Origin of the sequence: Paenarthrobacter sp. NPDC089675 (assembly GCF_044749185.1) — a bacterium.
In the GTDB taxonomy this organism is placed as follows: Bacteria; Actinomycetota; Actinomycetes; order Actinomycetales; family Micrococcaceae; genus Arthrobacter.
This window is the reverse complement of sequence record NZ_JBIVHM010000009.1, coordinates 87685-113811: the sequence shown is the minus strand read 5'-3', so window position 1 is coordinate 113811 and position 26127 is coordinate 87685. Positions and strand designations below refer to the sequence as shown.

General features: G+C 64.0%; 25 protein-coding genes, 1 tRNA gene and 1 riboswitch. Of the genes, 15 read left to right on the top strand and 11 right to left on the bottom strand.

The features are described 5' to 3' along the window. Positions 1 to 774, bottom strand: coding sequence for a sugar phosphate isomerase/epimerase family protein (locus ACIPY2_RS17965; protein ID WP_400267757.1), 774 nt, complete (start codon positions 772 to 774; stop codon positions 1 to 3). Positions 775 to 840: 66 nt separating this feature from the next. Next, complete coding sequence (locus ACIPY2_RS17960; protein ID WP_400267756.1) at positions 841 to 1695, bottom strand: LysR substrate-binding domain-containing protein; 855 nt, start codon at positions 1693 to 1695, stop codon at positions 841 to 843. Between the two features lie 167 nt (positions 1696 to 1862). On the opposite strand from ACIPY2_RS17960, the gene ACIPY2_RS17955 reads away from it, so the two are divergent. The 3 genes from ACIPY2_RS17955 to ACIPY2_RS17945 all read left to right on the top strand — a co-directional run bounded on the left by ACIPY2_RS17955 (position 1863) and on the right by ACIPY2_RS17945 (position 4345). Then, complete coding sequence (locus tag ACIPY2_RS17955; protein ID WP_400267755.1) at positions 1863 to 3251, top strand: MFS transporter; 1389 nt, start codon at positions 1863 to 1865, stop codon at positions 3249 to 3251. A 166-nt stretch (positions 3252 to 3417) separates the two neighbouring features. Further along, positions 3418 to 4152: a hypothetical protein gene (locus ACIPY2_RS17950; RefSeq protein WP_400267754.1), complete on the top strand. Its 735-nt coding sequence runs from the start codon at positions 3418 to 3420 to the stop codon at positions 4150 to 4152. 4 nt (positions 4153 to 4156) lie between these two features. After that, complete coding sequence (locus ACIPY2_RS17945) at positions 4157 to 4345, top strand: hypothetical protein (RefSeq protein WP_400267753.1); 189 nt, start codon at positions 4157 to 4159, stop codon at positions 4343 to 4345. 122 nt (positions 4346 to 4467) lie between these two features. Here the strand turns inward: ACIPY2_RS17945 and ACIPY2_RS17940 are convergent. Beyond that, a tRNA-Gly gene (locus ACIPY2_RS17940) sits at positions 4468 to 4541 on the bottom strand. Positions 4542 to 4611: 70 nt separating this feature from the next. Next, positions 4612 to 6150 (bottom strand): D-alanyl-D-alanine carboxypeptidase family protein, encoded by a 1539-nt coding sequence (locus tag ACIPY2_RS17935; RefSeq protein ID WP_400267752.1) that lies wholly within the window; start codon positions 6148 to 6150, stop codon positions 4612 to 4614. Between the two features lie 193 nt (positions 6151 to 6343). On the opposite strand from ACIPY2_RS17935, the gene ACIPY2_RS17930 reads away from it, so the two are divergent. Next, positions 6344 to 6787, top strand: coding sequence for an SRPBCC family protein (locus ACIPY2_RS17930; RefSeq protein WP_400267751.1), 444 nt, complete (start codon positions 6344 to 6346; stop codon positions 6785 to 6787). Between the two features lie 15 nt (positions 6788 to 6802). Here the strand turns inward: ACIPY2_RS17930 and ACIPY2_RS17925 are convergent, their stop codons facing one another. Further along, a complete protein-coding gene (locus ACIPY2_RS17925; protein WP_400267750.1) occupies positions 6803 to 8782 on the bottom strand; it encodes a CAP domain-containing protein in 1980 nt (659 codons plus the stop codon). 110 nt (positions 8783 to 8892) lie between these two features. Here ACIPY2_RS17925 and dcd point away from each other — a divergent pair, with 110 nt between their 5' ends. Beyond that, entirely contained in the window at positions 8893 to 9468 is a 576-nt protein-coding gene (dcd, locus tag ACIPY2_RS17920; protein ID WP_400267749.1) for a dCTP deaminase, read from the top strand. A 64-nt stretch (positions 9469 to 9532) separates the two neighbouring features. On the opposite strand, the gene ACIPY2_RS17915 is transcribed toward dcd, so the two are convergent. From ACIPY2_RS17915 to ACIPY2_RS17905, 3 genes are all read right to left on the bottom strand, one after another. Further along, a complete protein-coding gene (locus ACIPY2_RS17915) occupies positions 9533 to 10732 on the bottom strand; it encodes a cation:proton antiporter (RefSeq protein WP_400267748.1) in 1200 nt (399 codons plus the stop codon). A 5-nt stretch (positions 10733 to 10737) separates the two neighbouring features. Then, the gene (locus tag ACIPY2_RS17910) at positions 10738 to 11220 is read right to left on the bottom strand and encodes a cation:proton antiporter regulatory subunit (RefSeq protein ID WP_400267747.1); all 483 of its coding nucleotides are present in this window, start codon (positions 11218 to 11220) and stop codon (positions 10738 to 10740) included. Positions 11221 to 11286: 66 nt separating this feature from the next. Continuing rightward, the gene (locus tag ACIPY2_RS17905; protein ID WP_400267746.1) at positions 11287 to 12690 is read right to left on the bottom strand and encodes an MFS transporter; all 1404 of its coding nucleotides are present in this window, start codon (positions 12688 to 12690) and stop codon (positions 11287 to 11289) included. A 197-nt stretch (positions 12691 to 12887) separates the two neighbouring features. On the opposite strand from ACIPY2_RS17905, the gene ACIPY2_RS17900 reads away from it, so the two are divergent. Genes ACIPY2_RS17900 through mnhG form a run of 6 tightly spaced genes read left to right on the top strand, consistent with a single transcriptional unit; the run spans position 12888 to position 19154 of the window. Next, a complete protein-coding gene (locus tag ACIPY2_RS17900) occupies positions 12888 to 15884 on the top strand; it encodes a Na+/H+ antiporter subunit A (protein ID WP_400267745.1) in 2997 nt (998 codons plus the stop codon). Beyond that, on the top strand, positions 15881 to 16381 hold the full coding sequence (locus tag ACIPY2_RS17895; protein ID WP_400267744.1) for a Na(+)/H(+) antiporter subunit C: 501 nt from the start codon (positions 15881 to 15883) through the stop codon (positions 16379 to 16381). The genes ACIPY2_RS17900 and ACIPY2_RS17895 overlap by 4 nt, the downstream gene beginning before the upstream one ends. Next, a complete protein-coding gene (locus ACIPY2_RS17890; protein ID WP_400267743.1) occupies positions 16378 to 17946 on the top strand; it encodes a Na+/H+ antiporter subunit D in 1569 nt (522 codons plus the stop codon). Before ACIPY2_RS17895 ends, ACIPY2_RS17890 begins: the two co-directional genes overlap by 4 nt. After that, entirely contained in the window at positions 17943 to 18506 is a 564-nt protein-coding gene (locus ACIPY2_RS17885; RefSeq protein WP_400267742.1) for a Na+/H+ antiporter subunit E, read from the top strand. Before ACIPY2_RS17890 ends, ACIPY2_RS17885 begins: the two co-directional genes overlap by 4 nt. After that, on the top strand, positions 18503 to 18781 hold the full coding sequence (locus ACIPY2_RS17880) for a monovalent cation/H+ antiporter complex subunit F (RefSeq protein ID WP_400267741.1): 279 nt from the start codon (positions 18503 to 18505) through the stop codon (positions 18779 to 18781). Before ACIPY2_RS17885 ends, ACIPY2_RS17880 begins: the two co-directional genes overlap by 4 nt. Next, positions 18771 to 19154 (top strand): monovalent cation/H(+) antiporter subunit G, encoded by a 384-nt coding sequence (gene mnhG / locus ACIPY2_RS17875; protein WP_400267740.1) that lies wholly within the window; start codon positions 18771 to 18773, stop codon positions 19152 to 19154. The genes ACIPY2_RS17880 and mnhG overlap by 11 nt, the downstream gene beginning before the upstream one ends. Positions 19155 to 19164: 10 nt before the next feature. Here the strand turns inward: mnhG and ACIPY2_RS17870 are convergent, their stop codons facing one another. Both ACIPY2_RS17870 and ACIPY2_RS17865 read right to left on the bottom strand, forming a co-directional pair. Continuing rightward, a complete protein-coding gene (locus ACIPY2_RS17870) occupies positions 19165 to 19425 on the bottom strand; it encodes a DUF4235 domain-containing protein (RefSeq protein ID WP_400267739.1) in 261 nt (86 codons plus the stop codon). 37 nt (positions 19426 to 19462) lie between these two features. Beyond that, on the bottom strand, positions 19463 to 20143 hold the full coding sequence (locus tag ACIPY2_RS17865; RefSeq protein ID WP_400267738.1) for an NUDIX hydrolase: 681 nt from the start codon (positions 20141 to 20143) through the stop codon (positions 19463 to 19465). Positions 20144 to 20297: 154 nt separating this feature from the next. After that, a riboswitch (TPP riboswitch) is annotated at positions 20298 to 20432 on the top strand. A 78-nt stretch (positions 20433 to 20510) separates the two neighbouring features. Here ACIPY2_RS17865 and ACIPY2_RS17860 point away from each other — a divergent pair. The 4 genes from ACIPY2_RS17860 to ACIPY2_RS17845 all read left to right on the top strand — a co-directional run bounded on the left by ACIPY2_RS17860 (position 20511) and on the right by ACIPY2_RS17845 (position 25187). Beyond that, positions 20511 to 21131 (top strand): ECF transporter S component, encoded by a 621-nt coding sequence (locus tag ACIPY2_RS17860; protein ID WP_400267737.1) that lies wholly within the window; start codon positions 20511 to 20513, stop codon positions 21129 to 21131. Further along, positions 21131 to 22678 (top strand): ABC transporter ATP-binding protein, encoded by a 1548-nt coding sequence (locus ACIPY2_RS17855; protein WP_400267736.1) that lies wholly within the window; start codon positions 21131 to 21133, stop codon positions 22676 to 22678. The genes ACIPY2_RS17860 and ACIPY2_RS17855 overlap by 1 nt, the downstream gene beginning before the upstream one ends. Next, positions 22675 to 23469 carry an energy-coupling factor transporter transmembrane component T family protein gene (locus ACIPY2_RS17850; RefSeq protein ID WP_400267735.1) on the top strand — a complete coding sequence of 265 codons (795 nt, stop codon included), beginning with the start codon at positions 22675 to 22677 and terminating at the stop codon, positions 23467 to 23469. The genes ACIPY2_RS17855 and ACIPY2_RS17850 overlap by 4 nt, the downstream gene beginning before the upstream one ends. Before the next feature lie 191 nt (positions 23470 to 23660). Next, entirely contained in the window at positions 23661 to 25187 is a 1527-nt protein-coding gene (locus ACIPY2_RS17845; RefSeq protein ID WP_400267734.1) for a UDP-N-acetylglucosamine 1-carboxyvinyltransferase, read from the top strand. Between the two features lie 104 nt (positions 25188 to 25291). On the opposite strand, the gene ACIPY2_RS17840 is transcribed toward ACIPY2_RS17845, so the two are convergent. Further along, entirely contained in the window at positions 25292 to 26122 is an 831-nt protein-coding gene (locus ACIPY2_RS17840) for an endonuclease domain-containing protein (protein ID WP_400267733.1), read from the bottom strand. Between the last annotated feature and the right edge of the window lie 5 nt (positions 26123 to 26127).

The window sequence follows — 26127 nt, the reverse complement described above, 5'->3', positions numbered from 1 at the left end:
TTAGTCCTCGCCGAGGGTGATGCTGTGCAAGAACGCGGCGTCGTTGAGCACATTCTCGGGAAGGTCGTCCGCCACGAACTCCATCATGATGTCCAGGTCCCTGCCGTTGCCGCGGAGTGCGTCGGAAACGGCCTGCCACAGCAGTTTCCTTGATCTCAGGGGGTGGCGTTCTGCTTCCGGTCCCCACGAGAAACAATGCACGCCCACCACGTGCGGCAGGACCTGGTGCAGGGAGTCCAAGGCCTGCTGGTCGGAAAGCCCGACGGCGGGCTGCCAGTAGGTGCCCACGATGCCGTGGTCTACACGTTCCAGGAGCTGAAGTGTGGTGGCGGGGGAGTCCGTGAGGGTATTCCCGTGGTACTCGAAGGCGATGGTTATTCCCCGATCCGCTGCGAGATCCGCGACGCGCCGGGTGTCCGCGACGACGGCGTCCCAGTGATCCTCGTTGGCGGCTGCAGAACCAAGTTCCCCGGCCCAGATCCGGATGCGCGGGGCACCGAGGGCCTCGGCAAGGTCAAGGTCGCGGCCGAAATCGCCGAAGCATCCCGCCCGGTAATACGATCCCAACGAGAAAACCGCGAGGCCGGCATCCTCGCACGCTTCTCTTGCGTGCCAGGCTGAAGCGGCGTCGCTGACGTGAACATCGGTGCCCCACTCGATGCCGGCCAGTCCGGCCGCAGAGGCTATCTGGACAACATCGTCGATGCCTTTGCTCCGAAGAGTTACGGAGCAGATGCCGGGCTTGAGGTCAGCCAAGGTGGTGAGGTCGATCATCGAATCAGGATACTCGGAATGCGCTTACCCAAACAGTAGCAGGGCCTCTTTGAACAGATTCGAACACTAGGTGGACTTGTTCAGCGTCCTGCCCATGATTGCCTGGGTCAAGGCATCAATGACTTCGGCGTTGGCCAGCGGATTCCTGATCAGCGTGAAATCCACGTCTCCCACTGCGGGCAGATCGAACCGTTGCGTGATGACCTTGAGATCCTCCGGCACCAACGACGCAGGCATAACGGCCACGCCAATGCCTGCCCTGACTGCTGCCAGGACGCCGCTGATCTGCTTGGTGCTGCAAGTGATTCGCCAGGTCCGGCCTGCTGCTTCCAAGGCATCGATGGCGAGCTTCCGGCTGAGGCTGGGCGCAGGGTAGGCGATGAGCGGCACGGGGGCACCGGGCTCGAGCACGGTTTGCTCCAGGCCCACCCACGCGAAGTTGTCGTGACGGACCACAGTGCCATCCTTGGCCCCGGCCACCCACTTCACGAACACGAGGTCCAGCTGGCCTGCATTGAGCTTTTTATACAACTGGTCACTCTGGCTGACGGTGAGCTCGAGGTTGATCTGCGGGTAGAGCTGCCGGAACTCCCGCAGGATCCTGGGCAAGCCCGTGATAGCGAGGTCGTCGGCCGTGCCAAAGCGGAGGCGCCCCCGCATGGCAGAGCCGGAGAAATAGCGTGACGCCGAGTCATGCGCTGCCAGGATGCTGCGGGCAAAGCCGGCCATGGCGTCGCCGTTGTCCGTCAGCCGCACCTCGCGGGTGTCCCGTGCCACGAGGATTCGCTTGGCAGTTGTTTCAAGCTTGCGGACGTGCTGGCTGACCGTTGGTTGGGCCAGGCCCAAACGCTCGGCGGCTTTGGTGAAACTCAGCGTTTCCGCCACGGCCAGGAAGGAGCGGAGTTGGACAGGTTCGAACATGGAACTCCTCAGGTCCGTACGGAAGGTCCGGGCGGAAAGCGGCAAGGCGGTGCGGGCATCATTGCGTTCCGCAATCCTAGTTATAACCCCATTACGCTTCCACAATCGCTGCAGGCAACCATAGCGTTAATGGCATTCCACCGAAACTCTCGATCCGAGGACTCCCTTTGGCACCCCCACCGCCTTCAGCGGCAAATGTCAGCCAGCCCGTCATCGATTCACTGTCCGCCTGTCCGCAGCCGGACACCGTCACCCAGCCACTCGCCGTCGTGAGCGAGAAACTGCCCTGGCGGCACACGTTTATTTCCCTCAAGGTCCCGAACTTCAGGATCTTTGCGATCGGCCACTTCATAGCGGTCATCGCCATTTGGATGCAGCGCATCGCCCAGGATTGGATGGTGCTCCAACTGTCCGGTTCGGTAACCGCCGTCGGGATCACCGTGGCGCTCCAGTTCATGCCTTCGCTCTTCCTTGGCCCCTGGGGCGGCATGGTTGCCGACCGATTCGCCAAGCGGAAGATCCTCATGATCTGCCAGTCCGCCGCGGCGATCCTTGCCGGCGCGTTGGCCGTGCTGTCGCTGATGCACGTTGTCCAGGTATGGCACGTGTACGTGATAGCGCTTGTTCTGGGCTTCGTCACGGTTCTCGACCAGCCTGCGCGCCAGGTGTTCGTCAATGAACTGGTGGGGCCGAAGTATCTGCGCAACGCCATCAGCGTCAACTCCACCACCTTCCAGTTGGGCGGCCTGATTGGACCGGCCCTGGCCGGTTGGCTGCTGACAGCCGTGGGCGCGGGCTGGGCCTTTGCCGCAAATGCGGTGGCGTGCTGCTCTACGGTGACCATGCTCATGATCCTCCGCAAGGACCAACTCCACCTCAGCCAACCAACGCCCCGCAAGAAGGGCATGCTCCGCGAAGGCCTCCGCTACGCACTCAGCAAGCCCACCATCTACTGGCCGTGGCTTATGGCAGGCTTCGTGGCCGTCTTCGCCATGAGCCTCCCCGTGCTTCTGGCCGCCTTCGCCGATCACGTGTACGACGCCGGTGCCGGAGGCTACGGCCTGCTCAACGCCATGGTTGCGCTCGGCGCACTCACTGGCGCGGTTGCGTCTACCCGACGTCGGGAGCTGCGGCTGCGCTCGGTGGTCACGTCCGCCGGCCTGTACGGTGTGATGCTGGTGCTGTCCGGTGCCATGCCGTCAATGGTGTGGTTTTGCGTGGCCATGGTCCTGGCTGGATTCTGGTGCCTGATGTTCCTCACTGCGGCCAACCAGATGGTGCAGACGAGCTCGAACATGAGCATCCGTGGCCGAGTCATGAGCCTGTACCTGGTGGTGCTCATTGGTGGACAGGCAATCGGTGGTCCCGTGATGGGCTGGCTCGCCGAACACCTCGGACCCCAGCTGGGCATCCTCATCGCCGGAGGCGTCCCGGCCGCGGCCGCTGCGGCAGTCGCCGTCGTACTTGCCCGAAAGTCCTCCCTGCAACTCAAAGTGGACCTGCGCGACCGGCGACGGGTGCTCCGGATTGTCGAACGGACACGGGCGGCGGCGTGAGCCTGTGCGTGCCGCTGCGCCGAAACGGGGGTTCCCTGTGGAGAAGGCCGGAGGCGTGGCCTTGTCCGCAGCGGACCCCCGCTCGGTGATTTCCGGCCACGGGTAGCTTTCCACATAGGACCTGCCAATGGTGGTTCGCCTGTTCATGGCATGGAAGGTTCGTCCCATGGACGGAAACAAAGCCCCGCTGCTCCCGGGCCAAGACCTCTGGCGGACCGATGAACTGCACCAGGCCGGCTACAACGATCGCAGGATTGCTGGGCTCGTCCGGCAAGGCAACCTCGTTCGGCTTCGGCGCGGCTGCTACATCCGCGCCACCGCATGGCAGACGCAGAAAACGGGAGTACGTTCCCGGCAACTGATTGCCGCACATGCCCACGGTACCTTGACCACGTCCAGCGGCGGGTTGGTCTACAGCCATGCCTCCGCCGCACGTCTCCACGGATTGTTTGTCTGGGTCGAGGACCACAGGGTGCACCTGACGCAGGGCACGCCCGTATCCGCCGGGTCACACGGCCGCGACGTGGTTGCCCATGCGGCAAACCTCCGGCCCGCAGACATCGTGTTCATTGACGGGATGCCTTGCACCTCGCTGCTGCGTACTGTGGTGGATTGCTGCCTCACCATGGGCTTTCGCCAGTCCCTGATACTGGTGGACCATGCCCTGCGGAAGGGCTTGGATGCGGGGAGGCTGGGGCAGGTTTGCGCATCCATGGCCGGCAGAAACGGCGTCCGTACACTGCGGAAGGCATTGGAATGCGCTGATGCGAGGTCGGAATCGCCGGGCGAGACGCTCTCGCGGGAACTCCTTCAGCGACTGTGCCTGGAGATGCCTGAGCTGCAGGTGGAAGTGGACTCGCCGGAAGGCAGGCACCGCCTCGACTTTGCCTGGGCGGGCTAAGAAAGTGGCACTGGAGTTCGACGGAAAGATCAAGTACTTCGACTACGCACCGACGGACGAGGTCATCTACCGGGAAAGGCAGCGGGAGAAAGCACTCATGGAGCTCGGCTGGAAGTTCATCTGGGTGCAGTGGCGGGACCTGTTCCAGGAGCAGCAGTTCAAGATGCGGGTTCTCCGTGCACTCCGGGAGTAACCCGCCGGAACGGGGGAGCAGCGCCCCGAAGCGGGGGTTCCCGGCGTAGAAGGCCGTTAGCACGGCCTTGTGGGCAGCCAATCCCCTTAACGGCGGTGCGTGGAGCGGGGTCTGAAGATGAGTGGAGCGGGCGACGGGAATCGAACCCGCGTATCGAGCTTGGGAAGCTAGCGCTCTACCATTGAGCTACGCCCGCATCGCCCCGGCCAAGCCGAAGCGAATCCCAGCTTAGCGCAGTTCAAAGCCACTTCCGGACAGGCACGCTGCTACTTGAAGATCTTCAAGCTGTTCCAGCCCGAGCCGACTTGCGAGTACGTAGTCCACTGACTGCGTCCAAGGCCGTAGTTGTAGAGGTTGCCCTCCACGGTTTGCGCGGTGATTCCCCGTGTTCCGGCGCCGGTCAGACCGAAGCTGGGGAGCAGTGTGCGCATGTACTGCCAACCGGTTCCTACGGTTGTCGCGGGTCCGAAGAAACCCGCCCAGCCGTCGCCGCGATAGTTGATCAGCGAGCCGGAGGGTGACTTGGCCAGAATGTCGTTGGCGCCATCGCCCTCCCAGTCCGCCATGGTCAACTCCATGCCGTTCCAGCCCTTGCCGATGATTTGCGGGCCGCTGAGGGCGCCGCCGAAGGTATTGGGGTAGTAGCGCAGCACGCCGTCCGGGAAGTAGCCCACCACGCTTGGGCGCGGATGCGCGTGCGACCATTTGCCCACCGTGATGGTCATCTGGTCCCAGCCGCCGTTGCCCACCACAACCTGCCCGGCGAACCCGCCTCCGGGGAGCCCCCGATAGACGCCCAGGACGCCGTTGTTCCACTGGGCCAGGATGTCGTAGACGCCATCGATGTCCCAGTCCACCACGAAGCCCTGCTTTAGCCCGGTCCACCCGGAACCGATCTGCACGGGCGCTGCGTAGTTGCCCACGGTCGTCGCCGGGTAACGCAGCAGGCGCCCCGAGGAGTCGGCGGCAACAAGGTCCGCGCCGGACTTGATGCTCGCACCGGCGGCCGGATTTCCGGCGAAGTACTGCTCAAGGGTCGGGTAGCCCAAACGGTTCATCTCGGTGGCGAGGGCAACTCCGACGTAACGCAGGTGCCACGGCTCATAGCTGTACCCCGTGATTCCGGTGTAGCCGTTGGGGTAGCGGACAATGAAGCCGTACTTGTAGGCGTTGGCGGCAACCCACTTGCCTGCGGCGGTATCCCCAAAGCACGTATCGAGGCCGCAGGAACCAGCCTGGTTGCCCACATCCACGGCGAGCCCCGTCTGATGCTCGCTGTAGCCGGGACGTGCCGAGATGGTGTCCGCGTAAGCCTGGCCGTAGATGCTGACGTAGTACGAGTACACCTGCTGCTGTTGGGCATAGGACCGGTACCCGCTCACGATCGAGAGGCCCCCGGTGCCCGCATCCGCTGCCCCCTGGAACAGGCCGTTGAGCCAGGCGGCCGCCTCGCTCCTCAAGTACTGTCCCGATCCACGGGCGTTGATGAGGTCGTTCGGAGCGTAACTCGCAGGATTGAGCGGCCGGGACTTGTTGACCAGCACCGAGAAGCTCGCCGGGTCACCGACCGGATCCACGCTGGGGAGCGGGTTCACGGTGGTGGGAACCGCGGTTTGGGAAACGAACGACGGCGGCAGCAGACCCGCCGGGGCCGCGCTCACCGGCGTCGGGCCTGCCGGTGCTTTTGCTTCTGCCGGTGTGGCGACGCCCGCACCGGCGGCCACGGCCATGGCGAGGAAGACAGCGCCGGCGGCCAGCCGTCGTCGTACTTTTCCTGCTGAAAGTTGATGGTTCCGTGCCCGCATGAATCCCCCACATCGGTATTTACCAGCCGCAGGAAGCCTACCGGTCCCGGGCCGGCATGTCAGGTAACCATTCGGTCAAGGCTCGGTGGCTCGTGTGTTGTTGGGGGACGGGGCTGACTATTCTGAAGGTGTTAGCTGCAGTGTATGGGGAACCGGGCTACGACCATTCGACCTTACGCCGAAAGAGGTTTCCATGGCATTTGCAGCCCATGAAGTGGTGATCAACAGGGATGCCATGACCGTGTACTCATTCCTCATGGATGGCCTCAACAACTCCCTCTGGCGGTCGGGTGTTCGCAGCATGGCCCTTCGTTCCGGCGTGCGTGGCGAGAAGGGCGCGGTCTACCAGCAGACGCTGACGGGACCCGGCGGCAGGCCCATCGCGGCAGATTTCGAGATCACGGAGGCCCGTCCGGGCGCGGAAGTCCGATTCGACGTCGTAGCCGGCCCGGCCCGGCCCAGCGGTGGGTATTACCTCAGCACCGAGGGCAAGACCACGCGTTTGAGGTTTGCCCTGGAATACCACCCCAAGGGTCTCCAGAAGCTGATGAACAGCGTGATCCAGAAGACCATGGAAGCCGAGGTTGCCCAGTTGGAGCAACTGAAGGCCGTGATCGAATCACGTTCCACCGCCTGACGCGAGTCCTTGCAGCTACTGTGCCAGCTTAAAGCCGCTCCAACCGCCGCCGACAGTGATCGGCGTCGTGAGCCTGCCAGAGGTGAGGTCCCAGTACTCCAGGATGCCGTTGGTACCAAGGCCGGCCACGCCGGTGGTGCCCGGACCCCCCACGCCCTTCAGCGTGCGGAGGGCGTTGTAGTCGGTCCATCCCGCGCCCACCACAGGACGCGCTTCCTGCTTGGGAGTGGCGAGTCCGCTGCCGCGGTAGAGGCGCAGGTTGCCGTTCGCCTCGACCGTCAACAGGTCCTGGAACCCGTCCGCGTTGTAATCCACCATGTTCAACCGCACGGCCGGGTTGCCTGTGCCGATGGCTGCCTGGCTGCGAATGTAGGACAGGCCGGAATTCTTGTAGAGCCAGAGCCCACCCGAGCCGTCCATGGCCACGATCTGCGGAAGCCGGTTGTTGGCGCACCATTCACCCACGGCGATATTCAGTGACTGCCAGCCCTGGCCCAGGACACCAGGGGACCCGAAGCCGCCCGACGCCTTTCCCGGATAAACCAACAGTTGCCCGTCCGTCCTTTGGGCAATCAGGTCGAACACTCCGTCGCGGTCCCAGTCAGAGACGAAGAGTTCCTTCAAACCCGTGAAACCCGCGGCGATCTTGCGCGCAGGGGAGTATTTTGCATTGCCCACTGACGGGTACGAGTACACCGAGCCGTCCGATCCAACGGACACGAGGTCTGCGGCACTCCGGATGGCGGCGGCCTTGAGGTCCACTGTTGGGGGCTGGTACTTGGCGCCGGGCTCGCAGGCTCCCACCGGATCGGTCGGCGGTGTGACAGTGCCTCCCGGGCGGGTGGTGGTGCCTGCCGGAAGGGTGGTGTAGCCGAAGAAGTTGACGACTCCCCACAAGGTATAGCGGTTGGGTGTGGTCTGCCAGTTGCCGTCGGTGTAGGTGATACCGATGCCAATGACGTTGAACCGGGGGTCCCTCAGGACGGCGTCGTGCCCGGGAGAGCCCTTCCACCACTCCACGAGCTGGGCGGCGTCGCGGTCCCATCGGACAGCGATCACCTCACCGGCACCGTTGTTCGGGTTCATGGCCCGTGGATCGGTCCAGAAGTTGGCGCGGTGCTGGATGACTTCCCGGCTGGCAATGTAGTTGGACCACTCCTGGGCCAGGTTGGCTACCGTGGCGTGGTACTTCACGGGGGCCAGGCCCAAGGATGCCCGGTAGCTGTTGATCGCGTTGAAGACCGTGAGGATGGCGGCGGAGTTGTCATCCGGAAGGAGTGCCAGCGCACCGTTGTCAGGGGAAGTGGTTGCGCTGGGGGCCTTGCCGGGGAAGGGCGTTTGGCTTTGGCTCGGTGTGGTTGCTGCCGTGGGCGTTTGGCTGGCAGTGGGGACCGGGCTTGGCGTGGGGGTGGCACTTGCTGTCGGTGCCGCGGTGGTCGAAGGAGCCCCTGAGGCCGTGGGCGCGGGTTTGGGAGCTGCCGTGCCGCTTGGGACCGACGCACTGGTTTCCGAGGCCGACGGCGTCACGTCCGGAAGCGGTCCGGCGGCCGGCGCCGACGGGTTCGGCTCAGCTGGAGGTTCGGGAGCGTTCGGGGAAGGCACCACATCCTCCGTCCCGGGAACCACCGGGGTCTGTGCGCCTGGCGCTTCCGGGCCCCAGGACGGGCCAATGTTCGGAACGGCCGGGGGAGTCTCAATGGTGGGCTCGACGGCGACCGGCCTGTTGGGTGCCGGGGGTTCGTTTGCCGGTGGCAAACCCGGTCCGGTGCCGGGGGTACCGGCTGGCTCATCGGCGCCTGTGGGCGCTTCCGCGGAAGGCGCCGGGTCCGCCGTCGTACTTGGTTCCGGAGCTTTCAGTCCTGAAGGTGCAGCGCTGGACGGGCTGTTGCCGCCCGGTACGGCTTCTGTTGCCGGCAGGAGCTGGCTTGATCCGGCGATACCCAGTGCCAGTGCTCCGGCCACGACGATTGCCGCAGGCGCTGCCCATTTCCCCACAATTACCCCGCGAATGCTCGATGCCCCCAAAGTCCGGGCGCGGCTTAACCTGTCCGGGAACTATAGTCGCACGCGACGGCCCGAACAATGCATGCGGTATTTTTGATGCTGTGCTGATCTCTGACCGCGATATTCGTGCCGAAATAGATTCCCAACGGATTGTCCTTGAACCGTACGATCCCGCGATGGTTCAGCCGTCCTCGGTGGATGTACGGATTGACCGGTTTTTCCGTCTGTTCGACAACCACAAATACGCCCACATCGACCCCTCCGAGGAACAGCCCGAGCTGACCCGCCTGGTGGAGGTCGAGGGCGACGAGCCGTTCATCCTGCATCCGGGAGAGTTCGTGCTCGGCTCCACGTACGAGACCGTGAGCCTGCCCGACGACATCGCCGCGCGGCTGGAAGGCAAGTCGTCCCTGGGCCGGCTCGGCCTGCTGACACACTCCACTGCCGGGTTCATTGATCCGGGCTTCTCCGGGCACGTGACCCTGGAGCTTTCCAACGTTGCCACGCTGCCGATCAAGTTGTGGCCCGGCATGAAGATCGGCCAGCTGTGTTTCTTCCGCCTGACCTCGGCGGCGGAACACCCCTATGGTTCCGGCGACTACGGCAACCGTTACCAAGGCCAGCGCGGACCGACCGCGAGCCGCAGCCACCTGAACTTCCACAAGACATCCATCTAGGTCTTTGCGGTGCCGAGGGGTTGGCCTCCCGGCACTTGGCGGCGCCCCAAGCGCCGGGATTGCCCTAAGCGGCGGTGCGTTCAGAGGTCCTTGGCGGGGCCTTGGGTGACCTGCGGAGTGCTTTGACCACGGGTTCCACAAACCGGGCCGCCAAGGGTCCCATGATTGCCATGATGAGGACGTACGCCGTAGCGAGGGCCGCGAGTTCGTGGGGCACTACGCCCGAAGCAACTGCCAGGCCGGCGATGACTATGGAGAATTCCCCGCGCGCGATCAAGGCCGCCCCTGCGCGGAACCGGCCGGGAACAGCGATGCCTGCCCGCTTGGCAGCCCAGTACCCGGTGAGGATCTTGGTGATGGCAGTAAGGATCGCAAGGACCAGCGCCCAGCCGATGACGGGCGGGATGGACCGGGGATCCGTATTGAGCCCGAACGCGACGAAAAAAATCGCTGCAAACAGGTCGCGCAGCGGTTCAAGGATTCGCGTGGCGTTGTGAGCCGTGGCGCCGGAGATGGCGATGCCCAACATGAAGGCCCCCACGGCCGCAGAGACCTGGAGTGCTGAAGCGATGCCCGCCACCAGCAGGGCAAGGCCCAGCACATTGAGGAGAAACACTTCGGAGTTCTCGCTGTGGATCGCCTTCGAAACCCGGTGCCCGTGCTTGAGCGCAATGACCAGGACGACCGTCACCACGGCCAAGGCGATGCCGACTGTTTGCAACCCGCCCAGGAAGCCAACACCGGCAAGGATCGCGGTGAGGATCGGAAGGTAGATGGCCATCGCCAGGTCCTCGAAGACCAGGATGGAGAGCACAACCGGGGTTTCGCGGTTACCGATGCGGCCTAGATCCGTGATGACTTTCGCCGCGATTCCGGACGAGGAAATATACGTGACGCCACCCATGACGATTGCGCCCACGAGTCCCCAGCCCAGGATCACGGCCAAGCCGGCGCCGGGAAGGAAGTTCAGGACGAAGTCCAGCACACCGGCCTGCCAGGATCGCCGGAGTCCGGTAACCAGTTCAGAGGCCGTATATTCCAGCCCGAGCATCAACAGCAGCAGGATCACGCCGATCTCGCCGGATAAATGCGCGAACTCGTGCATGCCGTCCAGCTTCACCAGGCCACCTGCGCCGAAGGCGAGCCCACCCACCAGGTACAGAGGGATCGGGGACATGCCGATCCGGCCCGCAAGCCGGGCCAGGAGGCCGAGGCAGAAGACTACGGCCCCCAGTTCGACGAGGGCAAGGGCGAGCGGATCCATACGGTTCAGCCGTTGCGGAGGATGCCGGCAGCCGAGTCGAGGCCTTCCTGGGTGCCCACCGCAACGAGCAGATCGCCAGTGTGAAGTACGACGTCGGGTGCAGGCGAAGGAACAACCTCGCCTTCGCGCATGATCGCCACGATGGAAACGCCGCTGCGGGTGCGGATCTGGGCCTTGCCCATGGGCTGGTTGACGAAGGGGCAATCGGCCGTGATGGAAAATTGCCGCGTCACGATGCCCGGAACCTCGCGGTGCGCTTCCGTCAGTCGCATGGCGATGTGTTGGCCGCCCAGGAGGTTTCCCAGGAGCGCGGCCTCATCGGCCGTCAAGGGAATGGAAGCCTGGCAGGTGTCGGGGTCGTCCCATGTCGAAACGAACAGCTGCGTCTCGCCTTCGCGAAGCTCAACCACGCCGATGCGACGGCCCGAGGCCGTGACGAAATCCTTGCGGACGCCAAGGCCCGGGAGTTCAGTCTCTTCCACGTTCATAACTCAACCCTAACTCTGTTGAAACCGCAGTGAAGCGGCGTTCGCGCTCAGCTGTCGCTGGGCTTTTCAGTTGTCCGGTACCACGGCGATTTTGGTCCTGGCCGGAGGCTTCACTGGAAGGATTACCAGCAGGCCGGCCAGGAGGACCACCATGATTCCGAGGATGCCCCATCGTTGGGCTCCACCTTCTTCAACAATCGGAGAGGCAATTGTGATGCACAGGGTGAAAAGTGTTGGAGCAAGGAAGCTGACGGCCCGGCCCGTGGTGGCGTAGAGGCCGAAAAGTTCCCCGGATTCACCTGCTGGCGCCAGCCTGGCAAGGTAGGCCCGTGACGAGGACTGGGCCGGCCCCACGAACAAGCAGAGCAGCAAGCCGAAGACCCAGAAAGTGTTGGAGCCGGGCCAGTCGACGCCGAAGAAGACGTAGTGCCCGTTGCCCAGGATCAGGATGACCGTTCCCGCGACAAGCAGGCCGGCCAACGAGAGGACGATGACAGCTTTTGGGCCGATCCGGTCGTCCAGGAAGCCACCAATGATGGCCCCCACGGCGGCCACAACGTTGCCGAAGATAGCGAAGAAGATGACGTCCTTGAGTTCGAAGCCGAACGTGCCGGCGGCAATAACGCCGCCGAAGGTGAAGACGGCGGCCAGCCCGTCCCTGAAGATGGCGCTGGAGAGCAGGAAATAGATGGTGTGGGGGCTGGTGCGGTAGATGGCGGCGATGCGCTTGAAGAGCAGGCGGTAGGAAGCAAAGAACCCGAGCGATGCCGTGTCCTTCCTCGCCGCAACCTCGGGAACTGCGAACAGCACGGGCAGCGCGAAGATAAAGAACCACAACGCGGAGAAGATGGCCACCAGGCGGATGTTCAACGAATCCTCGGTGGACGAACCGAACCATTGGAACGATGGCTGGACGAAGAGCTGAAGCACCAGCAGCAGCGCGACGATCCCCCCGAGGTAGCCCATGCCCCAGCCGAAACCGCTGACCTTTCCGATGTTCTTCGGAGTCGAGATCTGGGCCAGCATGGCGTTGTAATTCACCCCGGCAAACTCGAAGAAGACATTCGCCAGCGCGATGAGGCATACGCCCAGGAGAAGGAAACCCGGCTGGGGGAACACAAAGAAGCACAAGGCGGTGAGCACCGCCGTCGCCGCGGTATTGACTCCCAACCACAGTTTGCGGCGTCCGCCGGCGTCCGAACGCTGTCCGGTCACGGGAGCAAGCAGCGCGATGGCAAGGCCCGCCACGGCAAGCGCGGCACCCAGTGCCGCCGACGCGGTGTCCTCGCCTCCGAACGCCTTGGAGGTGAGGTAGACGGTGAAGACGAACGTGGTCATGACGGCGTTGAAGGCTGCCGATCCCCAGTCCCAGGCAGCCCAGGCGAGGATCTGGCCCTTCCTTGAGGCAGCCGGACCGGAGGCGAGCTCGGAGGTGGGACGGGAAGCTTCGGGAACTGCGGCCGCGTTCATAGCCAGAATGCTATCCGGCCTCGACCGGCAGCCCTCACAAGACAGTCCGGTATGTGGAGAAAGGGGGCAAGATACTCCTCAAATGCCGTTCCGGCAAAAAACCGGCTCATCGTCTTGATAAACTGGATCTTCCGAACCCAACGTATGACCGCCTGCTCCAACTTTGACATTTCGTTCCTGACTTTGCGGAGAAAACAGTGATCACAGTTCTCGCCATCACCTTTGCAGCGGCAACTGTGGCGCCCTTGTTCTTCAGGAAGCTCCGCCGGAATGCCTTCTATCTCCTGGCGGCGGTTCCCGCCGGCGCATTCGTTTGGCTGGTCATGCAGTACGGGGCGATCTACCCTTCAGGCGAAGCCACGGGCGGAAGCCTGCTCGAAGTCCTGCCCTGGATTCCCGACCTCAAGCTCGAATTCGCCTTCAGGATGGACGCGCTGGCGTGGGTGATGTCCCTGTTGATTCTTGGCGTCGGCACGCTCGTGTTGGTCTACTGCGCCCGGTATTTCAAGGACAAGGACCCCGGGCTGGGCGGTTTCGGTGCGCAGCTGCTGGCCTTCGCCGGAGCGATGTTCGGCTTGGTGACTTCCGATGACCTCATCATGTTGTTCATTTTCTGGGAACTCACCACCATCCTGTCCTACCTCCTGATCGGCTACGCCCGCACGCGGCTCGCGGCCCGGCGCTCGGCTCTTCAGGCACTGATGGTCACCACAGCCGGCGGCCTGGCGATGCTGGTGGGTTTGATCATCCTTGGCCAAGCCGCAGGAACGTACCGCATATCCGCAATCCTGGACCAAGCCGGGACGCTCATGAGCGGACCGATGCAAGGAGCGGTGACTGCCGCCGTCGTACTTGTCCTGGTAGGCGCCATCACCAAATCCGCGCTGGTTCCTTTCCACTTCTGGCTACCGGGGGCCATGGCGGCCCCCACGCCGGTCAGCGCTTATCTGCACGCGGCAGCGATGGTGAAGGCAGGCATCTACATCGTGGCCCGCCTGGCGCCGGGCTTTGCGGCGTCGGAGTTCTGGTTGCCGCTGGTCATGGGCCTTGGGCTGGCCACCATGATCATCGGTGGCTACCGCGCCCTCCGGCAAACGGACATCAAGCTCATCCTTGCGTACGGCACCGTCAGCCAGCTCGGCTTCCTCACCATGGTGGTGGGCCTCGGGCAGCCCGACGCCGCTTTGGCCGGCCTTGCGCTGCTGCTGGCGCACGGCCTCTTCAAAGCCACGTTGTTCCTGGTGGTGGGCATCATCGACCACCAGTCCGGCACGCGCGATATCCGCAAGCTTTCCGGCGTCTTCCGCTCCTCGCGTGCCCTTGGCGTGGTGGCCGCGATCGCTGCCGCGTCAATGGCTGGCGTACCGCCCTTGGCGGGATTCGTGGCCAAAGAGTCGGTGTTCGAGACGTTCGTTCATTACGCCACCGCGCATAAAGCTCCCGCTTGGGCAGCCTGGATCGTAGTTGGCCTGGTGGTGGGATCCATCCTCACTTTCGCATACAGTGCGCGCTTCATGTGGGGAGCGTTCGCCACCAAACCGGGCGTGGAGCCCACCCCCTTCAAGGCCATCAAACCGGCATTCCTCGCGGCGCCGGCCGTCCTGAGCTTCCTGACGATCGCCTACGGTCTCTGGCCGCTGCCGGTGGACGCGTGGATCCAGCCTTACGCTGCGCTATTCGCTGGCAGGGAAGGAGCTCCCGACGCCGGACACTTGGCTTTGTGGCACGGCTTCACGCCCGCTTTGGGACTGACAGCGATCACTTTCGGGGTTGGCGCGGCCATGTTCTACGGACGCAACGTCGTGTCCCGGGTGCAGGGCCTGGTACCCGACTGGATCGATGGCGACCGTGCGTACCAGCACACCATCGGAGCACTCGATGACATTGCCGTCTGGGTCACCGGCCGCACCCAGCGCGGTTCCCTTTACTTCTACCTGACGGTAATCCTGACCGTCGCTTTCGCAGTTCCGCTCGCGGCCATGTTGTCTGCGAACAAGCCCCTGCCTGACGGCATATACCTCCTTGACCCGAACTCCCCCCTTCAGATCATCGTGGGAGTGGGAATCGTGGTGGGAGCCCTTGCCGCGGTCCGGGCCAACAAACGCTTCCTTGCCGTACTCATGGTTTCAGTGACCGGCTACGGCATCGCATTGATCTTCGCGCTCCAGGGCGCCCCGGACCTTGCCCTGACCCAGATGCTCGTGGAAACGATCGTCTTGGTGGCGTTCGTGCTGGCCATGCGCAGCCTTCCGGCCGAGCTCCGTGACAGGACCGGCGGCCGGCTGCGGGTAATCCGCGTGATCGTCGGAGCGGCTTTCGGCATCACCATGATCTTCGTGGCCATTCATGCCATGGGCGCCCGCGTGGCAACGCCGATCTCCCTGGACTTCCCAAGGCTGGCCTACGAGGGCGGCGGCGGCCTGAACGTGGTCAACGTGACCCTGGTGGACATCCGTGCATGGGATACATTCGGTGAGATCTCGGTCCTCGCGGTGGCTGCCACCGGCGTCGCGAGCCTCATCTTCGTCAGGAGCCGCGGCGACCGCATCAGGACCGCGGCGGAAGTACCGGAAGGCAGCGTCGGGCGGCGCCCTGACACAGGCCACGATTCCCGCGACGGCGCGTCCCTGGCCGTGGCCAGGAAGTTCAGCGACGTGGCACGCGACGCCTGGCTTGTGGCCGGCCGCACTCTTGCCCCCGAACGCCGTTCGATCATCTTCGAGGTGGTCACCAGGCTGATCTTCCACTCGATGATCGTTTTCTCCCTCTACCTCCTCCTGGCCGGCCACAACCTGCCCGGCGGCGGCTTCGCAGGCGGCCTGACGGCTGGATTGGCGCTGACCATCCGGTACCTCGCCGGGGGCCGGTTCGAGTTGAGCGAGGCCGCGACAGTGAGCGCAGGAACCCTTTTGGGGACGGGGCTTGCGACGGCGGCAGCGTCCGGCTTCGTGCCGCTCTTCCTTGGCGGACAAGTGTTCCAGAGCGCAATCATCGAGTTCTGGCTTCCCGTGTTCGGCGACATCAAATTCGTCACGTCCACAATCTTCGATATCGGCGTGTACATCGTGGTGGTGGGCCTGGCTTTGGACGTGCTCCGCAGCCTCGGCGCCGAAATCGACGAGCACTTCGAAGGAAAGGGAGCGCACATCTCCGAGGACAGCGAGACAGTAACCGCGGGGAAGGATAACGCATGAGCATCAACCTCACCCTTCTGATCGTCATGGGCATTCTGTATGCCTGCGGGATCTACCTCATCCTGGAACGCAGCCTCACGCGCGTCCTGCTTGGCTTGATGCTGCTGGCCAATGCCACCAACATCCTCATCCTGAGCACCGGCGGGTACGCGGGACTGGCACCGCTGTTCAGCAAGGAAACCAGCCCGGGTGCGTACAACGATCCTCTGCCACAGGCCCTGATCCTGACCTCCATCGTCATCTCCTTTGCCGTCACGGCATTCATGCTTGGCATCATCTACCGGACCTGGGCACTGGCACGCCAGGATGAAATCCAGGACGACCTCGAAGACCGCCGCGTGGCCAAGACTCCGAGTTTCGACGCCGAGGATGACGCCATCGTTCCGCTGGAAACCTCCGAGTTCGCCATCACCCCGTCCACTCCGGAAGAACGCCTGCATCCAGAGGCCACGGAAACCCCCAAAACGGCATCAAGCCGGGAAGGAGGCAGCGCGTGAATCTCGCCAACCTGTCGCCGCTCGCTGTCCTTCTCCCGATCTTTGGGGCCGCGCTGGCTTTCGTGCTCATTCGCCACACAGCTGTGCAGCGCACGGTGAGCATCGGCATCCTGAGCCTGACGCTGCTGCTGGAATGCTTCCTCCTGTTCTCGGTGTGGGACGGTGGTACCACGTCCGTGACGCTCGGAGGCTGGCTGCCGCCTTGGGGCGTAGTGCTGGTGGTGGACCAGTTCTCCTCCCTGATGCTGGTGGTTTCCACCGTGGTGAGCCTCGCGGTCCTGATCTACGCCACTGGCCAAGGCATGGCCGATGGCGACCAGGAAGCGCCGGTCTCGATCTTCCACCCCACATACCTGATCCTTGTGGCCGGCGTGTCCAACGCGTTCCTGACGGGCGACCTGTTCAACCTGTACGTCGGCTTTGAAATCCTCCTGACCGCCAGTTATGTCCTCATGACCCTGGGTGGTACCGGTCCCCGCATCCGCGCAGGCGTGACCTACGTGGTGGTGTCGGTGGTCTCTTCAGTACTGTTCCTGATCGCGATCGCCATGATCTACGGAGCCACGGGGACGATCACCATGGCGGACCTGGCCATCAAACTGGCCGAGCTGGACCAAGGGACGCAGAACCTCCTGCATGTGATGTTGCTGGTGGCGTTCGGCATCAAGGCGGCTGTTTTCCCGCTGTCCTTCTGGTTGCCTGACTCCTACCCGACCGCTCCTGCCCCCGTAACGGCAGTGTTCGCTGGCCTGCTGACCAAGGTGGGCGTGTACGCCATGGTCCGCACGGAGACGCTGCTGTTCCCCGGAGACACCCTCAATACGCCCTTGATGATTGTGGCGTTGCTGACCATGGTGGTGGGCATACTTGGTGCGTTGGCCCAGAGCGACATCAAGCGTTTGCTGTCGTTCACCCTGGTCAGCCACATCGGCTACATGGTCTTCGGGCTGGCCATGTCCTCCGTCACCGGCCTGGGCGCGGCGGTCTTCTACGTGGCGCACCACATCACGGTCCAGACCAGCTTGTTCCTGGTCACCGGCCTGATTGAACGTCGCGGTGGATCCTCGTCCATTGACCGGCTTGGTGGACTGGCCAAGCTTTCGCCCTTGCTGGCCCTGCTGTTCTTCGTCCCGGCCATGAACCTCGCGGGTATTCCGCCGTTCTCCGGATTCCTTGGGAAACTCGGACTTCTTCAGGCGGGCGTCGAGCTGGGAACCCCGCTGGCGATCATCCTGGTGGTGGGCGGCGTGGTCACCAGCCTCCTGACCCTGCTGGCCATCGCCCGGGTGTGGAACAGGGCTTTCTGGCGCAAGCCCGAGGACGCGGAGTTCCCCGACCCCGTCCTGAAGACGCCCGGCAACGTCGGCGTCCTTCCGCGGACCATGGTTGGTTCGACGGCGGCGCTGGTGGTTTTCGGCGTGGCCCTCACCGTCTTTGCCGGACCACTGTTCAAGCTGGCCGGCGGGTCTGCGGAGATCATGCTTGACCGTTCGGCCTATATCCACTCGGTCTTGGGAGACTCGGCGCAGGTTCCGGCTGCGGCCCAGCCAGGGGGTGCCAAATGAGCCGTAAGCCCATCTCGTTCCGCACTGAACTCCCGCTGCTGATCTGGCTGGTGATCGTATGGGGCGCGCTGTGGCGTGACTTCAGCCCCGGCAACCTTCTTTTTGGCGCCTTGATCGCTATCTTCGTGGCCAAGCTGTTCTACTTGCCTCCGGTGGAACTCAGCGGACGGTTCAATGTGTTCAGGGCTGTTCAGTTCGCCTTCGTTTTCCTGGGCAAGGTGGCCGCAGCGAGCTTCCATGTCCTCTACTTGGCCGTCGTGAAGGGGCCAAGGATGCGCAGCGCGATCGTCGCTGTTCCTTTGCGGAGCCACTCCGACCTGATGGTGACGGCGACAGGTCACGTCATCTCGCTCATTCCCGGCTCGCTGGTGGTGGAAGTGGACCGCTCAACCTCCACGCTCTACTTGCACGCGCTCAACATTTACGGGGAAGAGGACGTGCGGAAGATCCGCCAGGAGGTACAGAACATAGAGGCAGGCCTGATCCGGATCATGGGAACGCGGGTCGAAGTCGAAGCGCTCCGGGCCGAACCGGCACGAGTGGAAGGTGCAGCACTGTGAAAGAGCTTGTCCTGGTCATCACCGCTGTGGTGCTGAGCCTCGCGGCCGCCGGAGCAATCATCCGGATCGCCATCGGTCCGTCTCTGTTGGACCGCGTGCTGGCCTCCGACGTCCTGCTGGCAATCCTGGGAGCTGCCCTGGCAGTGGACATGGCCGTGAACCGGCATTTGAACAACCTGATGCTCTTGGTGGCACTGGCGGTCATTGGCTTCATCGGCTCGGTGACTGTTGCCCGCTTCGTGGCGGAGAGGAGGGCGAGGAGCAATGACTCCTGACGCGACCGGCGTTGATGCCGTCATAGATGCTGTAACTGCAGTGTTCCTGGTGGTCGGAGCCCTCATGTCCCTTGGAGCGGCAATCGGCTTGTTGCGGTTTCCCGACCTCATGAGCCGTATGCACGCAGCCACCAAGCCGCAGGTACTTGGCCTCTTCCTCATGCTTGCCGCCATCGGCCTTCAAATGCGCACGTGGTGGGTGTGGCCGGTGCTCCTGGTGGCCTGGATATTCCAGCTCCTTACGGCTCCAGTGGCTGCCCACATGGTTGGCCGCTCCGCCTACCGGACCAAGCACGGGCACCGTGAGTTGCTGACCACGGACGAGTTGGAAGCTGTTGTCCAGCGGGCAGCCGAGGAACACTCCGACCGGTAAGGGTTCCCCGCTAGACGATGTCCTGGGACTTGGCGAAACGGGCGATCGCGCGCTGCGTGCCACGGCTGGCCAGCACCTGGATGAGCGTGCTCACAAAGGCGGAGATCAAAGCGAAAGTCAGCGCCGAGCGCAGGCTCGTTTCCATGTCGTCGTTGCCCTTGGGCGGCTTGTTGCCCGTGGCTTTTTCCCAGCCCGCGTTGACCAGCTTGGTGCCGACGAAACCCGCGCCGAGGCTCACGCCCGCGCCCAGAAGCTTGAAGAAGAAGTTCATGCCCTCAGCCTAACCTCACGCGGCTGCCGGTTCCTGCCTAGCGGCGGGTTTCGCGCTCCTTCAGGAAAGCAGTAAGGGAACCCGGGGGAGCCAGTACGGGAACAACCTCATGGTCCGCGTGCCAGAGTGCCTCCACGGACTCAAATCCGGAGACCTCCTTGAGCAGGTAATACGTGGGTGGCATGAGCTTTAACCGGCCCTCGGCTTCCGCCGCGAGGATCCCGTCCACGGGCATCCAAAGGGACTGCCAGGCCTCCGTTGTCTGGTGCCGGGGTTGGGCGTCCGGAGCGGGCTTGGCGATATAGAAGAACGTATCGAAGCGCTTGGGCATGTCCACGGGAGTGATCCAGTTGGCCCAGGGCCTGAGTTCCGAGGCTTGGAGATCAAGCCCGGCTTCCTCCCGGACCTCCCGGATGGCTGCGGCGAGGACAGTCCCGGCACGGCTCTGCGGGGTTCCGGGATCGCCGTTCGCAAGGGAACTCAGCCGCCAATGCACTGCGTGACTGTCCAAAAGCCCGGCGGGGTAGTCCCACCCGTCTGCGTCCGCAGGATCCACCCGGCCGCCCGGGAAGACCACCATGCCGGCCGCGAAGTCCATGGTGGATACGCGGTGCTGGACGAACGCTTCGAGCCCGTCGGATGCATTCCGGAGCAGGATGACGCTTGCCGCCAGGCGGGGTTGTGCCACTGGGGTTTCTGAACCTGGAAGATCCGTCATGCTCCCATTCTCGCAGGCGGGCGTTGCGGGGCCCGGTTTGCGCCCTATGGTCGGGGGATAGCGCGTAGGGCGGGCCTCGCAACGGGTTTGTGACCAAGCACCTGCCCCGCAATCGACGGCAGGTGTAAACTGAACCACGCCCATAAGGGCGGATTGATAACGACAGGGGAGCGCCGCCGTCGAACCTGCAGGGATGCAGAGACGCGAGGGCGCTGAGAGTGCGGACAGCCGCAGACCCTCGAACCTGATCCGGTTAGTACCGGCGCAAGGGAGTCGAGCTTCTCAGAGTGTCCGGGACCGGACGGCGCAGGCCGGCCGGGGAATCCGGGGAGCACTTTCCCCTCCTGTAACCTCAGGAGGCAAAGAAATGACCACGGCAAGCGTGAAGAAGACCAGTTACAACTGGCGTGTTGTAGACATCGTGGTGGCAGCTTTGATCGCCATCGCCGGCGGCGTGATCTTCTGGGCCTGGTCCCAGGGCGCCGCAATCGTATCCATCCCGATGAACGCGGCCTACCCGCCCCTGACCGGCCTCATCGCCGGCGGCTGGATGATCCCCGCGGTCCTTGGCATGCTCATCATCCGCAAGCCCGGTGCCGCACTTTTCTGCGAGGCAGTGGCTGCGACGGGCGAGCTCATCATGGGCTCCCAGTACGGCACCACGGTGCTCATCTCCGGCATCCTGCAGGGCCTCGGAGCGGAACTGGTCTTCGCGGCGTTCCGTTACAAGAAGTTCAACCTTCCCACCTCGCTCCTGGCAGGTGCCGGTGCCGGCCTCTTCTGCGGCCTCAACGACTCGTTCCTCCCCTGGGGCTGGAACATCGCTTACGAAGCCGTCGACAAGCTGGCCTATATCGCGTTCTGCACGATTTCCGGTGCAATCATTGCTGGTGCCCTGTCCTGGGTGGCAACCCGCGGCCTGGCCACCACCGGCGTGCTGGGTTCGTTCGCCTCGCGGAAGGCCGCGTCGGAGCCCGTCTTCAACTGATGGCGGGGTCCACTGGGGTCCGGCCGGCTGCCATCTCCGCGGAAGGCTGGGGATGGCGGCATGCCGGCCGGTCCACGCCCGCCATCCAGGACCTTGACCTGCGCATCGAGCCGGGTGAACGGGTCCTGCTGCTGGGACCGTCGGGGGCGGGCAAGTCGACGCTCCTCCACGCCCTCGCGGGCGTCCTCGGGGACGAGGAAGACGATTCGGATGAGACGGGCTCGCTCCTGATTGACGGCGCGGCACCCCGCGAACAGCGCGGCCGTGCCGGTTTGATGCAGCAGGATCCTGAAACTCAGGTGGTTCTGTCCCGCGTTGGCGACGACGTCGCGTTCGGTGCCGAGAACCTCGCCGTCCCGCGGGAGGTGATTTGGGAGCGCGTGCATGAAGCGCTCGACGACGTCGGGTTACGCACCGCTGCCGGTGACGGCCTGGCGTTGGACCACCCGACGGCGGCACTCTCCGGCGGGCAAAAGCAGCGCCTCGCCCTCGCTGGGATCCTGGCGATGCGTCCCGGGCTCATCCTCCTGGACGAGCCGACGGCCAACCTGGACCCGGCAGGCGTCCTGGAAGTCCGGGATGCCGTAGGCCGCTGCCTGGACAAGACCGGCGCAACGTTGGTTGTGGTGGAGCACCGGGTGTCTGTGTGGCAGGACCTGGTGGACAGGATCGTGGTCCTGCAGCCCGGACATTCCCGCGGCGGTGTGCTGCTGGACGGGGCTCCGGACCAGGTCTTGGCCGAGGCCAGTACGATGCTCATCGAGGCCGGGGTGTGGGTGCCAGGATACGTTCCCCGGACACGCGCCAGGACAACTGCCCCCGAAGGGCCGGCGCAGCTCCTTCTTGCGGCCCAGGACCTTGCGGTCTCCCGCGAGAAGCCCCGGAAGAAGGGCTTCAAAACCATCCCGCCGATTCCTGTGCAAGCCGGAGTGAGTGCCCAGGTCCGGGCGGGTCGGGCATTGACCATTACCGGGCCCAACGGCGCCGGGAAGTCCACGTTCGCACTGACGATGGCCGGACTTCTGGCGCCGGTGGCAGGCCAGGTTTCTGCCGCCGTCGAACTTTCGGAAGGCGCCGGAATCGATCCCTTCAAGTGGAAAGCGGACCAACTGATCTCCCGCATCGGCACGGTGTTCCAGGAGCCAGAGCACCAGTTCGTCACCGGCAAGGTCCTGGATGAGCTCATGTTTGGTCCCAGGCACTTGGGCCATGGCGAAGAGCGCGTGGATGAGTTACTTGAGCGGCTGCGCCTGACCCATTTGGTGGATGCAAACCCGTACACACTGTCCGGCGGCGAGAAACGAAGGTTGTCCGTTGCCACCGTCCTTGCTGCGCACCCCAAGGTGCTGATCCTGGACGAGCCGACGTTCGGGCAGGATGCCAACACCTGGGCGGAACTGGCGTCGTTCCTTTCCGAGTTGCTCGACCAGGGAACAGCCGTGGTCTCGGTGACCCATGACCAGGAATTCAGTGCAGTCCTTGGTGGTACGGAATTGCGGCTTGCCCCGGTGAACACGGCTGAAAAGCAGGAAGCCGGTGCGGCATGAGGGACACTTTGGGCCTGAACGGCAACCACGCCCTGTTGACCCGGGCCAACCCCTTGGCGAAGTTCGTGGCTGTTTTCCTGATTTCGATGGTGCTGGCCCTCTCCATTGACTGGGTCTCGGCGTCGATCGCCCTCGTGGCCGAACTTGCCTTGTTTCCGCTCGCCGGATTGACGATCCGGCTCCTGTGGGTCCGCGCATGGCCACTCATCGTCGCGGCAGCGATCGGCGGCTGGAGTACAGCGATCGTCGCACCGGACAGCGGCGCTGTACTGCTCGACGTCGGACTCTGGTCTATCAGCGACGGTTCCCTCCAGCTGGGGCTCGGTTTCATGCTGCGCGGTTTGGCGATCGCCTTGCCGGCAATCCTGCTGATGACGTGCACCGACCCTACGGACTTGGCCGACGCGCTGGCGCAGAAGGCCAGGCTGCCGCACCGCTTTGTGCTGGGTTCCCTGGCTGCCATGCGACTGGTGGGCTTGATGGCGGAGGAATGGCAGACCATCGGCATGGCCCGCCGGGCCCGGGGCGTGGGTTCCCAGGGCAGCCCGTGGCAGCGTGCGAAGGCCACGCTCGGACAGAGTTTTGGGCTCCTTGTCCAAGCCGTCCGCAGGGCTTCCCGGCTGGCCGTAACCATGGAAGCCCGCGGCTTCGGCGGCGGCAAACGTACTTGGGCACGCGAATCCACGTACTCCCTGCTGGACGTGTGGGTCCTGCTGGGAGGTGTGCTGATTGCAGCCGCTGCAGTACTGACGGCCGTGGGCGCCGGGACGTGGACTTTTGTCTGGCGCTAGTGCCGTTGGGTGACCGTTGGCACTGGTCCGGCCGGCGGTGCGTGCGGGCACCCCGGCGGCGAGTGCGGGCGCCCCGCCGGTGAGTGCCGGCGTCGAAACTCCATATCGCACGGATCGGGTATGGTGTGACCTTTACCGCTGAAACGGCGATATGTGCGTCACTTCTAGCTCATTTGTGATATTTCTTGGGTATGACGCAGCAACCCACCGCCGAACACGTAGGCCTCCTGCTCCGCAACGCCCGCAACGAAAAGGGCTGGACGCAGGGTCAGCTGGCGTCTGAGCTGGGAACCAGCCAGAGCGCCGTCGCACGCATGGAACAGGGAAAGCAAAACCTGAGCCTCCGCATGATCGAACGGCTGGAGGCGATCTTTGGGCGATCAATCGTCAAAGTCGGCCGGCCCCAAATGACCCACCTCCGCGTAGAGGGCGGCCGTACCCTCTCCGGTGAAGTCGATGTCAACAGCAGCAAGAACGCCGGAGTCGCGCTTCTCTGTGCCAGCTTGATCAACCGCGGCACCACCACCCTCCGTCGGCTGGCGCGGATCGAGGAAGTCAACCGGATCGTGGAGGTACTGACCTCCATTGGCGTGGAATGCACTTGGCTCAACGGCAACGATCTCCGTATCCGCCGTCCGCAGGAGCTGGACCTGGGCACCATGGACGTGGACGCTGCACGCCGCACCCGCAGCGTCATCATGCTCCTTGGCCCCCTCCTGGACGAGACCAGCGAATACCAACTGCCCTACGCCGGCGGGTGCGATCTCGGAACCCGCACCGTGGAACCGCACATGCAGGCGCTGCGCGAGTTCGGCTTGACCGTTGAAGCGAAGTCCGGTTTCTATTCCGTGGCTGCTCCGCCGGCCGACGGACACGACCGTTCTTTCGTCCTCACCGAGCGCGGCGATACCGTCACGGAAAACGCCATCATGGCCGCTGCCCACCGTGAGGGCACCACGGTGATCCGCAACGCCAGCCCCAATTACATGGTCCAGGACCTCTGCTTCTACCTGCAGGGCCTCGGCGTGGGAATCGAAGGCGTGGGTACCACTACGCTGAGGATTACGGGGCGATCCAGCATCGACGTGGACATCGAGTACTTCCCGTCCGAGGACCCCATCGAGGCCATGTCCCTCATCACGGCAGGCATCGTGACGAACTCCGAGGTCACCATCCGGCGGGTACCCATCGAGTTCATGGAGATCGAGCTCGCGACCCTCCAGCAGATGGGCCAGAAGCTTGAGATTTCAGGCGAATACATGGCACGCAACGGCCGGACCCGCTTGGTGGACGTGACCACCAAGCCCTCGGAGCTCAAGGCGCCCCAGGACAAGATCCACCCCATGCCGTTCCCGGGCCTGAACATCGACAACCTGCCGTTCTTCGCCGTGATCGCCGCCAACGCCGAGGGCCAGACCATGATCCACGACTGGGTCTACGAGAACAGGGCAATCTACTTGACGGAGCTCAACAAGCTCGGTGCCCAAGTGCAGCTCCTTGACCCGCACCGCATCTATGTCAACGGACCCACCAAGTGGCGCGCCGCTGAGATCGGCTGCCCACCGGCGCTTCGTCCTGCGGCCTGCCTGCTCCTGGCGATGCTCGCGGCCCGGGGGACGTCCGAGCTCCGCAACATTTACGTGATTGAGCGCGGCTATGAGGATCTGGCCGAGCGGCTCAACACCATCGGCGCGAAGGTTGAGTACTTCCAGGACTGAGCACTGGGAGATTTTGTCGGATCATTCTGCGCTGGCCCCTTGCTTGGCCCGCCAGTCGTGGGTTCGCCGGGGCCTCCGGCCGAATGATCCGGCAAAATTTCTGCCTAGCACCGTCTGGCGCTCCTGATCCGAGCCAGCATTCCCCGGATTTCCGCCACCACATGGTCAGGCGTGTTCCAGATCTGCTCCGGGGCGTAGCTCAGGACGTGGTAGCCAAGCGCTTGGGCAGCGTTGAGCCGGGCCATGTCCTTCCGCCAGGCTTGCCGGGAACTGTGGAACTGGTAGCCATTCACTTCCACAATCAGGCGTTCGTCGATCAGGACATCGACGCGGCCTACGCCTTCTATGCGGACTTGGCGCCTGAAGGTCAGACCCTCGGATTCGAAAAGGAGCCGTGCACTGATCTCCGGAAGTGATTCGGAGAGCCCGTCCGCCATGTCCAATAGTTTCCGCGCAGTGCCGAAGTATTTGGCCCCCAGTTCGCTGCGCAACGCTTCCCGCGGCACACCGAACATTGACATCGCTGACTGGGCAACGGCGATGGCGTCCTCCGTGGAGAGGCAGGTCAGAGCGTGCAGGACCGTGTCTTCCACCGAAGCCAAAGGCACTTGGGACTCGGTGCCGAACCGCAACCCGCTGTGCCGTACGAATCCACGGCCCCTGCTGTGCTTGGTCGCCAAGTGAAGTTTGGTCGGTTTGTTCCTCAGCCATAGCCCGTAGCGGGTTGCTGCGCTTGCGCACGTGAGGTGGCTGTTGTTGCAAAGTGCTGCCAGGAAGTCGGGGTCCGCGGCGGGGATGGCCCAAAGACCGTGCTTCGGTTGATAGGCGCCGGCGTCAGCGAGTTTGCGAAGGTCGTTTGGGCGGAAACCACGAGCGCGGAGCAGCCCCACCTTGGCCACCCCGCCCACCGACGTGAGGAACTCCAGCGCATCCATGCCTA

What these genes read in the sequence shown, in the direction of transcription:
- ACIPY2_RS17910 (WP_400267747.1), bottom strand. Translation starts at nt 11,220, where the DNA reads ATGAACGTGGAAGAGACTGAACTCCCGGGCCTTGGCGTCCGCAAGGAT.
- ACIPY2_RS17855 (WP_400267736.1), top strand. Translation starts at nt 21,131, where the DNA reads ATGGCGGGGTCCACTGGGGTCCGGCCGGCTGCCATCTCCGCGGAAGGC.
- ACIPY2_RS17905 (WP_400267746.1), bottom strand. Translation starts at nt 12,690, where the DNA reads ATGAACGCGGCCGCAGTTCCCGAAGCTTCCCGTCCCACCTCCGAGCTC.
- ACIPY2_RS17850 (WP_400267735.1), top strand. Translation starts at nt 22,675, where the DNA reads ATGAGGGACACTTTGGGCCTGAACGGCAACCACGCCCTGTTGACCCGG.
- ACIPY2_RS17950 (WP_400267754.1), top strand. Translation starts at nt 3,418, where the DNA reads ATGGACGGAAACAAAGCCCCGCTGCTCCCGGGCCAAGACCTCTGGCGG.
- ACIPY2_RS17965 (WP_400267757.1), bottom strand. Translation starts at nt 774, where the DNA reads ATGATCGACCTCACCACCTTGGCTGACCTCAAGCCCGGCATCTGCTCC.
- ACIPY2_RS17845 (WP_400267734.1), top strand. Translation starts at nt 23,661, where the DNA reads ATGACGCAGCAACCCACCGCCGAACACGTAGGCCTCCTGCTCCGCAAC.
- ACIPY2_RS17960 (WP_400267756.1), bottom strand. Translation starts at nt 1,695, where the DNA reads ATGTTCGAACCTGTCCAACTCCGCTCCTTCCTGGCCGTGGCGGAAACG.
- ACIPY2_RS17885 (WP_400267742.1), top strand. Translation starts at nt 17,943, where the DNA reads ATGAGCCGTAAGCCCATCTCGTTCCGCACTGAACTCCCGCTGCTGATC.
- ACIPY2_RS17930 (WP_400267751.1), top strand. Translation starts at nt 6,344, where the DNA reads ATGGCATTTGCAGCCCATGAAGTGGTGATCAACAGGGATGCCATGACC.
- ACIPY2_RS17915 (WP_400267748.1), bottom strand. Translation starts at nt 10,732, where the DNA reads ATGGATCCGCTCGCCCTTGCCCTCGTCGAACTGGGGGCCGTAGTCTTC.
- mnhG (WP_400267740.1), top strand. Translation starts at nt 18,771, where the DNA reads ATGACTCCTGACGCGACCGGCGTTGATGCCGTCATAGATGCTGTAACT.
- ACIPY2_RS17840 (WP_400267733.1), bottom strand. Translation starts at nt 26,122, where the DNA reads ATGGATGCGCTGGAGTTCCTCACGTCGGTGGGCGGGGTGGCCAAGGTG.
- ACIPY2_RS17895 (WP_400267744.1), top strand. Translation starts at nt 15,881, where the DNA reads ATGAGCATCAACCTCACCCTTCTGATCGTCATGGGCATTCTGTATGCC.
- ACIPY2_RS17935 (WP_400267752.1), bottom strand. Translation starts at nt 6,150, where the DNA reads ATGCGGGCACGGAACCATCAACTTTCAGCAGGAAAAGTACGACGACGG.
- ACIPY2_RS17860 (WP_400267737.1), top strand. Translation starts at nt 20,511, where the DNA reads ATGACCACGGCAAGCGTGAAGAAGACCAGTTACAACTGGCGTGTTGTA.
- ACIPY2_RS17870 (WP_400267739.1), bottom strand. Translation starts at nt 19,425, where the DNA reads ATGAACTTCTTCTTCAAGCTTCTGGGCGCGGGCGTGAGCCTCGGCGCG.
- ACIPY2_RS17865 (WP_400267738.1), bottom strand. Translation starts at nt 20,143, where the DNA reads ATGACGGATCTTCCAGGTTCAGAAACCCCAGTGGCACAACCCCGCCTG.